Below are 12,067 nucleotides of genomic sequence, written 5' to 3' on the forward strand. Positions count from 1 at the left end.
AGAGAATCGAATCAATGCCGCACATTTTGATCGTCGAAGACGAAACAATTATCCGCTCCGCCTTGCGTCGCCTGCTGGAACGCAACCAATACCAGGTCAGCGAAGCCGGTTCCGTGCAGGAAGCACAAGAGCGATTCAGCATCCCAACGTTTGACCTCATCGTCAGCGACCTGCGCCTGCCCGGAGCCCCCGGTACCGAGCTGATCAAGCTCGGCCAGGGCACGCCGGTGCTGATCATGACCAGCTACGCCAGCCTGCGCTCGGCCGTCGACTCCATGAAAATGGGCGCGGTGGACTACATCGCCAAGCCGTTCGATCACGACGAGATGCTCCAGGCCGTGGCCCGTATCCTGCGTGACCGACAGACGGCGACCGGTAACCCACCGGAGCCGACGAACGGTAAAGCTGCCACCACCAAAGGTGTCGTTGGCAACAGTAATGGCGAAATCGGCATCATCGGCTCCTGTCCGCCCATGCAGGATCTGTACGTCAAGATCCGCAAGGTCGCGCCAACCGACTCCAACGTGCTGATCCAGGGCGAGTCCGGGACCGGCAAGGAACTGGTGGCCCGTGCCCTGCATAACCTGTCGCGCCGAGCCAAGGCGCCGATGATCTCGGTGAACTGCGCGGCGATTCCGGAAAGTCTGATCGAGTCCGAGCTGTTCGGTCATGAAAAAGGCGCCTTCACCGGGGCCAGCGCCGGGCGCGCCGGGCTGGTAGAAGCGGCGGACGGTGGCACGCTGTTCCTCGACGAAATCGGTGAATTGCCGCTGGAGGCCCAGGCACGACTGCTGCGGGTCCTTCAAGAAGGCGAAATCCGTCGGGTCGGGTCGGTGCAGTCGCAAAAAGTCGATGTGCGCCTGATCGCCGCGACCCACCGTGACCTCAAGAGCCTGGCGAAAATCGGCCAGTTCCGCGAAGACCTGTATTACCGCCTGCACGTCATTGCGCTGAAACTGCCTGCCTTGCGCGAACGGGGCGCGGACGTCAACGAAATCGCCAACGCCTTCCTCGCGCGCCAGAGCGCGCGGGTCAACCGCACCGACCTGAAGTTTGCCCCCGACGCAGAACAGGCCATTCGTCATTACGCCTGGCCGGGTAACGTCCGGGAGCTGGAAAACGCAGTGGAGCGGGCAGTGATCCTGTGCGAAAGCCCGGAAATCTCCGCCGACCTGCTGGGGATCGACGTCGAGCTCAGCGATCTCGACGATGAAGAGTTCATCGGCCTGGCTCCACAACAGGGGGGCGCTGCCAACAACACCAGCCACGAGCCTACCGAGGACCTGTCCCTGGAAGACTACTTCCAGCATTTCGTCCTGGAACATCAGGACCACATGACCGAGACCGAACTGGCACGCAAGCTGGGGGTGAGTCGCAAGTGCCTGTGGGAACGTCGCCAGCGCCTGGGGATTCCGCGTCGCAAGACCGGAGTGGCCAGCGAAAGCTGAGATCAAGGGTGGGAGGGTGGGAGCGAGCCTGCTCGCGATAGCGGTGTATCAGCCTGCACTCAGGGCGACTGGCACAGCGCTATCGCGAGCAGGCTCGCTCCCACAGAGGTAGACGGTTACAACGCCGTGAATGTGAAAAAACTGTTACCTCAGCTTTTTCACGTAACAGAAGCCGGGGTTTACGGTAACGAAACCCCGGCTTTTTTTCGCCCCAAAAAAAGCGGCATAACCTTAGAACCCCCGGTTTCGCTGGGTCTCGCAAAAGTTGGCACGCACCCTGCTATAGCTTTGGTACAAGAACAATAACAAGCAATGCACAAGACAATAAAAATAAGACGAATCGACTCACGCACAATAAAAACAAGACGGCGAGAGGCGCAGCTAACTGATTCTTTTGGAGAGGCGTTGTATTTGGGGCTTGCCCCACAACCAGGCCGAGAACAATAAAAACTGTCTCAAGACAGGTGCCTGAACTGGTTGGATCGATGGATCACTGCAACACAGCGACCAAAGCAATCCGTTTGCTCTTGGCTCCCGATTGGGAGGGTCACGCAGGGAAACCTGGTGACGCGGGCACTCAACAAAAACAAGAAGCCCGAAACCAATAATAAAAACAGAGCACGCAACTAATTCTGGGGGAGCTTCGGCTCCCCTTGTGGTTTCCGACGTTCCGTCACCGCGAAGCCTACAAGACTTGCCGCTTAAAGCTTGCAGCTCAAATCTGCTGCGTCCTACACGATCCCCAGACTAAATGCTAGAATCCCCGCCCATCATGCGGTCATTCTTCGTTTTGGCCGAACATTCCTTCAAACAGTGCATCCCATGCTGAAGAAGCTGTTCCAGTCACTCCGTTCTCCCTTGCGTCGTACGCAACACATCCGCAGCACGCCTGAAGTGCTCAACAGCGGCCAGCACTCATTGCAGAAGGCCCAGTTCAGCCGTTATGCGGTGAACATCGTCGAACGCCTGCAGAACGCCGGCTACCAGGCTTACCTGGTCGGTGGATGCGTGCGCGACATGCTGCTCAACATCACCCCCAAGGATTTCGACGTAGCCACCAGCGCCACGCCGGAACAGGTCCGGGCCGAGTTCCGCAACGCACGTATCATTGGCCGGCGCTTCAAGCTCGTCCACATCCACTTCGGCCGCGAAATCATCGAAGTGGCGACGTTCCGTGCCAACCACCCGCAAAATGACGAAGAAGAAGACAGCAACCAGTCTTCTCGCAACGAGAGCGGGCGCATCCTGCGGGATAACGTCTACGGCACGCTGGAAGAAGACGCGCAACGCCGCGACTTCACCATCAACGCCCTGTATTACGATCCGGTCAGCGAACGCATCCTCGATTACGCCAACGGCGTACACGACATCCGCAATCATCTGATCCGTCTGATCGGCGATCCCAAGCAGCGCTACCAGGAAGACCCGGTACGGATGCTGCGGGCCGTGCGTTTCGCCGCCAAGCTGAACTTCGGCATCGAAAAACACAGCGCCGCGCCGATTCGCGACCTGGCACCGATGCTGCGGGAAATCCCTTCGGCCCGGCTGTTCGAGGAAGTGCTGAAGCTGTTCCTGTCGGGCAACGCGGCGGACACCTTCGAAATGCTGGTGGACCTGCAACTGTTCGATCCGCTGTTCCCGGCCAGTGCCGAGGCGCTGGAACACAACCCGACCTACACCCACACCCTGATCAGCGAAGCGCTGATCAACACCGACCTGCGTATCAAGCAGAACAAGCCGGTGACCCCGGCCTTCCTGTTTGCCGCCCTGCTCTGGCCGGCGCTACCGGCCCGGGTATTGCGCCTGCAGGACCGTGGCATGCCGCCGATACCGGCCATGCAGGAAGCCGCCCACGAGCTGATCGCCGAACAGTGCCAGCGCATCGCGATTCCGAAGCGCTTCACGATGCCGATCCGCGAAATCTGGGATATGCAGGAACGCCTGCCCCGTCGCAGTGGCAAGCGTGCCGACCTGCTGCTGGACAACCCGCGCTTCCGCGCCGGCTACGACTTCCTGCTGCTGCGTGAAAGCGCCGGCGAACAGACCGATGGCCTGGGCGAATGGTGGACCGATTACCAGGATGCCAATGACAGCGAGCGCCGCGAGATGATTCGCGAACTCAGCGGCAAGGAAGACGGCGCCAGCGGCCCACGCAAACGTCGTCGCAGCAGCGGCGCCAAGCGTAAGCGTGCCGGTGTGCCGAGCGCGTCGGGCGAGTAATCGATGGAACGCATCTACATCGGCATGGGTAGCAACCTGGCGGAACCCGAGGCACAACTGCGCAGCGCCCTCCAGGCACTGGCGAGCCTGCCTGATAGCCGATTCGTTGACGTCTCGGCGTTCTATCAAAGCGATTCACTGTTGCCAGGCCAGCCACGCTACACCAATGCAGTGGCCGCGCTGGACAGCCAACTGGCGCCACTGGACCTGCTCGACGCACTGCAAGCCATCGAAACCGGCCAGGGCCGCGAACGCCTGGAGCGCTGGGGCCCGCGCACCCTGGACCTGGACATTCTGTTGTTCGGTGATCGGCTGATCGACGAGCCTCGGCTCAAGGTTCCCCACTACCACATGCACGCCCGGGCGTTTGTGCTGTACCCGCTGGCGGAACTTGCCCCCGCCGACCTGCGCCTGGCCGACGGGCGCCTGCTCCAGGACCTGCTGGCCGCGTGTCCATTCGTCGGCCTGGAGCGCATGCCGCCTCACTGACAAAGCCCCCTTGTGGGAGCGAGCCTGCTCGCGATAGCGGTGGATCCATCAATGCATATGTTGACTGACACACCGTCATCGCGAGCAGGCTCGCTCCCACAGGATCTGGCACCAAGCAGTCACATCCTGAACACCCCTCCCGGCTGAAACGCATCAGTAACCTCGGTAACACCCGCCGGTAACACATCCAATTGACTTCCCCCGTGCTCCTCACGACTATAGGCGTCCCGTTGCCGCCAACGCGGCATTGAAGGGCGCAATCCAGGCCTTACAAGCACCACGCATAGAGGGTGCGCCTGTATAAATGACGAATCATGCGCGTTACTCGCAGTAGTTCACGAGCGCCTAATGAGGACTTTTTCATGCCAGCTATTACCCTGACCACGCTGCAAGGTCTCAAGCAGAAAGGCGAAAAGATCGCCATGCTGACCTGCTATGACGCAACCTTCGCCCACGCCTGCAACGAGGCCGGTGTCGAAGTGCTGCTGGTGGGCGATTCCCTCGGCATGGTGTTGCAGGGCCACGACAGCACGCTGCCGGCGACCACTGCTGACATGGCCTACCACGTGGCCTGCGTCAAACGCGGTAACACCGACGCACTGATCCTCGCCGATCTGCCATTCATGGCCTACGCCACCCTCGAACAGACCATGACCAACAGCGCCCTGCTAATGCAGGCCGGCGCCAACATGGTCAAAGTCGAAGGTGCATTGTGGCTGGCCGAGTCGATCCGATTGCTGGCCGAACGCGGTATCCCGGTGTGCGCGCACATGGGCCTGACACCGCAGGCGGTCAACGTGCTCGGTGGCTACAAGGTCCAGGGCCGCAATGAAAACCAGGCGCGACAGATGCGCGCCGATGCCATCGCACTGGAGCAGGCCGGGGCGGCAATGCTGTTGCTCGAATGCGTGCCCAGCGAGCTGGCCGAAGAAATCACCCAGGCGGTGAAGATTCCGGTCATCGGGATTGGCGCTGGCAATGGCACCGATGGGCAGGTACTGGTGCTGCACGACATGCTGGGGCTGTCGCTCACGGGTCGCGCGCCGAAGTTCGTGAAGAACTTCATGACCGGGCAACCCGACATCCAGTCCGCCCTGAGCGCTTACGTGGCGGAGGTCAAAGCGGCCACCTTCCCTGGCGCCGAACACGGATTCTCTGCATGAACACCGTCAAGACCGTACGTGAACTGCGGGCCGCCGTGGCCCGTGCCCGCAGCGAAGGCAAACGCATCGCCTTCGTGCCGACCATGGGCAACCTGCACAGCGGCCACGTGGCGCTGGTCACCAAAGCGGCGCAGCGAGCCGACTTCGTGGTGACAAGCATTTTCGTCAACCCGCTGCAGTTTGGCGCTGGCGAAGACCTCGACAAATACCCGCGCACCCTCGCCGCCGACCAGGAAAAACTGCTCCAGGCCGGCTGCCATCTGCTGTTCGCCCCGTCCGTCGAAGAGATGTACCCCGACGGCATGACCGGGCAAACCCGGGTCAGCGTGCCACAATTGTCCGAAGGCCTCTGCGGTGCCAGCCGCCCCGGGCACTTCGAGGGCGTGGCGACGGTGGTCAGCAAGCTGTTCAACATGGTCCAGCCCGACCTGGCGGTGTTCGGCCAGAAGGACTTCCAGCAGCTGGCAGTGATCCGTGCACTGGTCCACGACCTGAACATGCCGATCCAGATCATTGGCGAACCGACCGTCCGCGCCGAGGATGGCCTGGCGTTGTCGTCGCGCAATGGTTTCCTCAGCCCTGAACAACGCGCCGTGGCGCCTGAGGTCTACCGCAGCCTCAGCCGCATTGCCGAAGCGATCCGACAAGGGCGACGGGACTTCCCGGCCCTGATTGCCGAGCAGCTCAAGCAACTCGAAGCCGCGGGCATGCGTCCCGATTACCTGGAGATCCGCGAGGCCCGGACCTTGCGCCCGGCCACGCCTGAAGATCGCGACCTGGTGATTCTGGTCGCCGCGTTCCTCGGCACCACGCGGCTGATCGACAACCTGCACCTGGATCTGGACGCCGCCTGACACCATCCCCTCTGTGGAGCAAACTGTGGGAACAAGACTCGCCCGCGATGAAGTTAACGCGGTCGGCCCTGGAGCCGAGGTGACTGTATCGCGGGCAAGCCTTGCTCCCACGGGCTCACCCACAGGGGATGGTGGAGCCATTGCCGCCCTGGCGGCCTTCGGGCAAACTGCCCGCCGTTCGGACCCGACCAGAGGAGAAAACCATGCACGCCATCATGCTCAAGGCCAAGCTGCACCGCGCCGAAGTCACTCACGCCGTGCTCGACTACGAAGGCTCCTGTGCCATCGATGGTGAGTGGCTGGACCTGTCGGGAATCCGTGAATACGAGCAGATCCAGATCTACAACGTCGACAACGGCGAGCGCTTCACCACCTACGCCATCCGTGGCGAAGAAGGCTCGCGGATGATCTCGGTCAACGGCGCCGCAGCCCACAAGGCCAAGGTGGGTGACCGCGTCATTATCTGCGCCTACGCCCACTACAGCGAAGCCGAGCTGGTCAACTTCAAGCCCCGCATGCTGTACATGGCGCCGGGCAATGAGCTGAGCCACACCAGCAATGCCATTCCGGTGCAGGTCGCCTGATCGCCCCCGCACATCCCCCCTGTGGGAGCGAACCTGCTCGCGATTGCGGTTTGTCAGTCGCCATCAACGTCAACTGAACTAACGTCATCGCGAGCAGGCTCGCTCCCACAGTGAGTAATTCTTGTCCAGAAGAGTGCTTCGTCCTCCCGTCTGTCGGCCCTTTCCCGCACCCGTTGTATAAAAAAGTACCGGGAACCGGTCTGACAAAGCCAAGACAGATCGCAACGCGAGGTTTACTGTAGTCGCCCTGCGCCCGCAGATCGTGTCGACGCAGGTGTCCGGACGCCCAGCGCGGGCCAGGCCGGAATTTTTAGTGTACAAAAGGTCGTTCAAGTAAAAGGAAACCCGCAGCGATGGCGTACTACCGAAACCCTCATGACGTGACCGCTCTGCCCGCCTGGCAGGCGCTGAATGACCACCGCAAGGCCATGCAGGATTTCAGCATGCGCGAAGCGTTCAATGCCGATCCGCAGCGTTTCAACCAATTCACCCTGTCGAGCTGCGGCCTGTTTCTCGATTATTCAAAAAACCTGATTACCGCCCAGACCCGCGACCTGCTGGTGGGCCTGGCCAATGAAGTCGACCTCAAGGGCGCGATCAAGGCGCTGTTCGAAGGCGAAATCATCAACGCTTCCGAAAACCGCCCGGCCCTGCACACCGCCCTGCGTCGGCCGGTGGGCGACCGGTTGCTGGTGAATGGCGTCAACGTGATGCCGGATGTGCACAAGGTGCTGAACCAGATCACCGACCTGGTGGGCCGAATTCACGATGGCCTGTGGCGCGGCTACACCGAGAAGCCGATCACCGACGTGGTGAACATCGGTATCGGTGGCTCGTTCCTCGGCCCGGAACTGGTGTCCGAAGCCCTGCTGTCCTACGCGCAAAAAGGCGTTCGCTGCCACTATCTGGCGAACATCGACGGCAGCGAGTTCCACGAACTGACCATGAAGCTGCGCGCCGAGACCACGTTGTTCATCGTCTCGTCGAAATCCTTCAACACCCTCGAAACCCTGAAGAACGCCCAGGCCGCCCGCGCCTGGTACCTCGCCCAGGGCGGCTCCGAAGCGGAGCTGTATCGCCACTTCATCGCCGTATCAAGCAACAACGCAGCGGCCGTGGCCTTCGGCATCCGCGAAGAAAACATCTTCCCGATGTGGGACTGGGTCGGCGGGCGTTACTCGCTGTGGTCGGCCATCGGCCTGCCGATCGCCCTCGCAATCGGCATGTCGAACTTCAAGGAACTGCTGTCCGGCGCCTATTCCATGGACCAGCATTTCCAGAGTGCGCCATTCGAACAGAACATGCCGGTGCTGCTGGCCTTGCTGGGCGTGTGGTACGGCAACTTCTGGGGCGCGCAAAGCCACGCGATCCTGCCGTACGACCACTACCTGCGCAACATCACCAAGCACTTGCAGCAACTGGACATGGAGTCCAATGGCAAGAGTGTGCGCCAGGACGGCACACCGGTGTCCACCGACACCGGCCCGGTGATCTGGGGTGGCGTCGGCTGCAACGGCCAGCATGCCTACCACCAGTTGCTGCACCAGGGCACCCAATTGATCCCGGCCGACTTCATCGTGCCGGTCGTCAGCTTCAACCCGGTTTCCGATCATCACCAATGGCTGTACGCCAACTGCCTGTCACAAAGCCAGGCCCTGATGCTCGGCAAGACCCGCGCCGAGGCCGAAGCCGAGCTGCGGGACAAAGGCGCCAGTGAAGAAGACGTGCAGAAACTGGCCGCCCACAAGGTCATCCCGGGCAACCGCCCGAGCAACACCCTGGTGGTCGAACGCATCAGCCCACGGCGTCTTGGCGCACTGGTGGCGCTGTATGAGCATAAAGTGTTCGTACAAAGCGTGGTCTGGGGTATCAACGCCTTCGACCAGTGGGGCGTGGAGCTGGGCAAGGAACTGGGCAAGGGTGTCTACAACCGCCTGGTGGGCAGCGAAGAAAGCGCGGCCGAAGACGCTTCGACCCAAGGTCTGATCAGCTACTTCCGTGGACGCCATCGCGGCTGATCCAAACGGCGCACTCCCCCTGTGGGAGCGAGCCTGCTCGCGATAGCGGTGGATAAGTTGACATCAATGTCGACTGACACGCCGCCATCGCGAGCAGGCTCTCTCCCACAGTCGTTTGTGCAGGCTTGAACCCTCCGGCTACTCGGCGCATCTTTATGACTTGTCGCAAAAACAAGAATAAGGAACCGTCATGTTCGATATCAGCCAGTACCCCCAAGCCGATGCCGTCCGCCGGGCTGCGCAACTGAGTCAGGACGAATACCAGCGGCTCTACAAAGAATCCATAGAACACCCCAGTACCTTCTGGACTGAACAGGCCACCCGGTTTCTCGACTGGATGACGCCCTGGCAAACGGTCCAGCGCTATGACCTCAAGAACGGCGATGCCACCTGGTTTGCGGGCGGCAAGCTGAACGTCAGCGCCAACTGCATCGACCGTCATCTGGAAAAACGCGGCGACCAGACGGCAATCATCTGGGAAGGCGACGACCCCGCCGAATCGGCGGAAATCACCTATCGAAAACTCCACAAGCATGTGTGCCGCCTGGCCAACGTGCTGAAAAGCCGTGGCGTGAAGAAAGGTGACCGGGTCTGCATCTACATGCCGATGATCCCGGAAGCGGCCTACGCCATGCTCGCCTGCACCCGCATCGGCGCGGTGCATTCGGTGGTGTTCGGTGGGTTTTCGCCGGACTCGCTGCGTGACCGGATTCTCGACGCCGATTGCCGCACCGTGATCACCGCCGACGAAGGCGTGCGCGGCGGGCGCTTCGTCCCGCTCAAACGCAACGTCGACAAAGCCCTGGAAAGCTGCCCGAACGTCAGCACGGTCCTGGTGGTCGAGCGCACCCAGGCCGAAGTGAGCTGGGCCGAAGGTCGCGACCTCTGGTATCACCAGGCCATGCATGACGCCAGCGACGACTGCCCGCCCGAACCGATGGACGCCGAGGATCCTCTGTTCATCCTTTACACCTCCGGCAGCACAGGCAAACCCAAGGGCGTGCTGCACACCACCGGCGGCTATCTGCTGCAGGCGGCCATGACATTCAAGTACGTGCTGGACTATCGCGACAACGAAGTGTTCTGGTGCACCGCCGATGTTGGCTGGGTCACCGGCCACAGCTACATCGTCTACGGCCCGCTGGCCAACGGCGCCACCACGTTGATCTTCGAAGGCGTTCCCAGCCATCCCGACAGCTCACGTTTCTGGCGGGTGATCGACAAGCACCAGGTCAACATCTTCTACACCGCTCCCACCGCCCTGCGCGCGCTGATGCGTGAAGGTGCCGGGCCCTTGCAGGCCACCTCGCGCAAAAGCCTGCGATTGCTCGGCAGCGTCGGAGAGCCGATCAATCCGGAAGCCTGGGAATGGTATTTCAACGCCGTGGGCGAGCAGCGCTGCCCGATTGTCGATACCTGGTGGCAAACCGAAACCGGCGGCATCATGCTCAGCCCACTGGTGAGCGTCCAGCGACTCAAGCCAGGCTGCGCCACCCGCCCGATGTTCGGCGTGCAGCCGGTCCTGCTGGATGAAACGGGGAAGGAAATCACCGGACCCGGCAGCGGTGTACTGGCGATCAAGTCCAGTTGGCCGGGACAGATCCGCAGTGTCTATGGCGATCATCAACGCATGGTCGACACCTACTTCAAGCCCTACCCCGGCTATTACTTCACCGGCGACGGCGCCCGCCGTGACGAGGACGGCGATTACTGGATTACCGGGCGCATCGATGACGTGATCAATGTCTCCGGCCACCGCATCGGCACCGCCGAGGTGGAAAGCGCCCTGGTGTTGCACGACAGCATCGCCGAAGCGGCGGTCGTCGGTTATCCCCATGACCTCAAGGGCCAGGGCATCTATGCGTTTGTCACGCCGATGAACGGGGTCGAGGCCAATGATGAATTGAAGAAAGAATTGCTGGCCCACGTCAGCAAGGAAATCGGCAGCTTCGCCAAGCCGGAACTGATCCAGTGGGCGCCGGCGCTGCCCAAGACCCGCTCGGGCAAGATCATGCGGCGCATCCTGCGCAAGATCGCCTGCAACGAACTCGACAGCCTCGGCGATACCTCGACCCTGGCCGACCCGAGCGTGGTGGAGGGGTTGATCGACAAGCGCCTGAATCGCTAGCGGACATGACGTTCCGCTGACTGATCGTTCCCACGCTCTGTGGGAACGATCCCTCACGAAGCTGTTAAACTCTCGCGCCTCATTTCCTTAAGGCGCGCTTGGCATGTCTTCCTTGAATCAGGCGCTGCGCGCCGCCCTCGACCAACGTCAGGACCTGCTCAGCCAGTTGCATCAGCAAGGCACCGATTGCTATCGCCTGTTCCATGGCAGCCAGGAAGGCGCACCCGGCCTGACCGTCGACCGCTACGGCCCGCAATTGCTGGTGCAGAGTTTCCATCAGTCGCTGGAACGCGAGGCCTTGTTGCAGTTGCATGGCATCGTCAACGAAGCCTTGGGCCTCGACACCCTGCTGGTCTACAACGACCGCGCCCGCGGCAACTCGCGAATCGATCGCCAGGACACGGTCTACCAAGCCGAAGAGGCCGCCCTGCAAGACCTGGTCGGCCACGAATGGGGCCTGAATTATCGCGTTCGTGGACGCCATGCCGGGCAGGATCCGCTGCTGTTTCTCGATCTGCGCAATGCTCGCGGCTGGGTCAAGGCGCACAGTCGCGACAAAAGCGTGCTGAACCTGTTTGCCTACACCTGTGGCGTTGGCCTGAGCGCCGCGGCCGGTGGCGCGCGGGAGGTGTGTAACCTGGACTTTGCCGAAGGCAACCTGGCGGTGGGTCGCGAAAACGGCCTGCTCAACCCCACGTTACCGTCCATGGAGTTCGTGCAGTCGGACTACTTCCCGGCGATCCGCCAACTGGCAGGCCTGCCCATCAGCCAACGGCGCGGACAGAAGCTGCCCAGTTATGTGCGCCTGGAACAACGCCAATACGACCTGGTGCTGCTCGACCCGCCGGCCTGGGCCAAGAGCGCCTTCGGCACCGTCGACCTGCTGCGGGACTACCAGAGCCTGCTCAAGCCGGCGCTGCTCGCCACCGCCGACAATGGCGTGCTGATCTGCTGCAACAATCTGGCAAAGGTGTCCATGGACGACTGGCGCGAACAGGTGTTGCGTTGTGCGGAAAAAGCCGGCCGACCAGTGCGCGAATGGAGCGTACTGACGCCCGGCGAGGACTTCCCTTCCATGGACCGTAATCCTCCGCTCAAGACACTGATCCTGCAGTTCTGAGCCAACCTCAGGACTCCTACGGAAAAAACGGACAATTCTCATA

The 12,067-nt window shown here is 61.7% G+C and carries 9 protein-coding genes; all 9 read left to right on the top strand.

The window, feature by feature from the left end:
• Window positions 1–14: 14 nt before the first annotated feature.
• The 9 genes from FGE05_RS27010 (at window position 15) to FGE05_RS27055 (ending at window position 12,024) form a co-directional block, all read left to right on the top strand.
• Window positions 15–1,448, top strand: coding sequence for a sigma-54 dependent transcriptional regulator (locus FGE05_RS27010; protein ID WP_139649758.1), 1,434 nt, complete (start codon window positions 15–17; stop codon window positions 1,446–1,448).
• Between the two features lie 822 nt (window positions 1,449–2,270).
• Window positions 2,271–3,668: a polynucleotide adenylyltransferase PcnB gene (locus tag FGE05_RS27015; protein WP_139649759.1), complete on the top strand. Its 1,398-nt coding sequence runs from the start codon at window positions 2,271–2,273 to the stop codon at window positions 3,666–3,668.
• 3 nt (window positions 3,669–3,671) lie between these two features.
• The gene (folK, locus tag FGE05_RS27020; protein ID WP_139649761.1) at window positions 3,672–4,157 is read left to right on the top strand and encodes a 2-amino-4-hydroxy-6-hydroxymethyldihydropteridine diphosphokinase; all 486 of its coding nucleotides are present in this window, start codon (window positions 3,672–3,674) and stop codon (window positions 4,155–4,157) included.
• Window positions 4,158–4,519: 362 nt separating this feature from the next.
• Window positions 4,520–5,320 carry a 3-methyl-2-oxobutanoate hydroxymethyltransferase gene (gene panB, locus FGE05_RS27025; protein ID WP_139649763.1) on the top strand — a complete coding sequence of 267 codons (801 nt, stop codon included), beginning with the start codon at window positions 4,520–4,522 and terminating at the stop codon, window positions 5,318–5,320.
• On the top strand, window positions 5,317–6,174 hold the full coding sequence (panC, locus tag FGE05_RS27030; protein ID WP_139649765.1) for a pantoate--beta-alanine ligase: 858 nt from the start codon (window positions 5,317–5,319) through the stop codon (window positions 6,172–6,174). The genes panB and panC overlap by 4 nt, the downstream gene beginning before the upstream one ends.
• A 203-nt stretch (window positions 6,175–6,377) precedes the next feature.
• Window positions 6,378–6,758, top strand: a complete 381-nt coding sequence (panD, locus tag FGE05_RS27035; RefSeq protein WP_007963888.1) for an aspartate 1-decarboxylase — start codon at window positions 6,378–6,380, stop codon at window positions 6,756–6,758.
• Between the two features lie 353 nt (window positions 6,759–7,111).
• Entirely contained in the window at window positions 7,112–8,776 is a 1,665-nt protein-coding gene (pgi, locus tag FGE05_RS27045) for a glucose-6-phosphate isomerase (protein WP_139649770.1), read from the top strand.
• A 190-nt stretch (window positions 8,777–8,966) separates the two neighbouring features.
• Window positions 8,967–10,904 (top strand): acetate--CoA ligase, encoded by a 1,938-nt coding sequence (acs, locus tag FGE05_RS27050; RefSeq protein ID WP_139649772.1) that lies wholly within the window; start codon window positions 8,967–8,969, stop codon window positions 10,902–10,904.
• 103 nt (window positions 10,905–11,007) lie between these two features.
• Window positions 11,008–12,024 carry a class I SAM-dependent rRNA methyltransferase gene (locus FGE05_RS27055; RefSeq protein WP_139649774.1) on the top strand — a complete coding sequence of 339 codons (1,017 nt, stop codon included), beginning with the start codon at window positions 11,008–11,010 and terminating at the stop codon, window positions 12,022–12,024.
• The last annotated feature ends 43 nt before the right edge of the window (window positions 12,025–12,067 follow it).

Origin of the sequence: Pseudomonas sp. ICMP22404, from assembly GCF_006227205.1 — a bacterium.
Taxonomy (GTDB): domain Bacteria; phylum Pseudomonadota; class Gammaproteobacteria; order Pseudomonadales; family Pseudomonadaceae; genus Aquipseudomonas.

What these genes read in the sequence shown, in the direction of transcription:
- panD (WP_007963888.1), top strand. Translation starts at nt 6,378, where the DNA reads ATGCACGCCATCATGCTCAAGGCCAAGCTGCACCGCGCCGAAGTCACT.
- FGE05_RS27015 (WP_139649759.1), top strand. Translation starts at nt 2,271, where the DNA reads ATGCTGAAGAAGCTGTTCCAGTCACTCCGTTCTCCCTTGCGTCGTACG.
- pgi (WP_139649770.1), top strand. Translation starts at nt 7,112, where the DNA reads ATGGCGTACTACCGAAACCCTCATGACGTGACCGCTCTGCCCGCCTGG.
- acs (WP_139649772.1), top strand. Translation starts at nt 8,967, where the DNA reads ATGTTCGATATCAGCCAGTACCCCCAAGCCGATGCCGTCCGCCGGGCT.
- panB (WP_139649763.1), top strand. Translation starts at nt 4,520, where the DNA reads ATGCCAGCTATTACCCTGACCACGCTGCAAGGTCTCAAGCAGAAAGGC.
- FGE05_RS27010 (WP_139649758.1), top strand. Translation starts at nt 15, where the DNA reads ATGCCGCACATTTTGATCGTCGAAGACGAAACAATTATCCGCTCCGCC.
- FGE05_RS27055 (WP_139649774.1), top strand. Translation starts at nt 11,008, where the DNA reads ATGTCTTCCTTGAATCAGGCGCTGCGCGCCGCCCTCGACCAACGTCAG.
- folK (WP_139649761.1), top strand. Translation starts at nt 3,672, where the DNA reads ATGGAACGCATCTACATCGGCATGGGTAGCAACCTGGCGGAACCCGAG.
- panC (WP_139649765.1), top strand. Translation starts at nt 5,317, where the DNA reads ATGAACACCGTCAAGACCGTACGTGAACTGCGGGCCGCCGTGGCCCGT.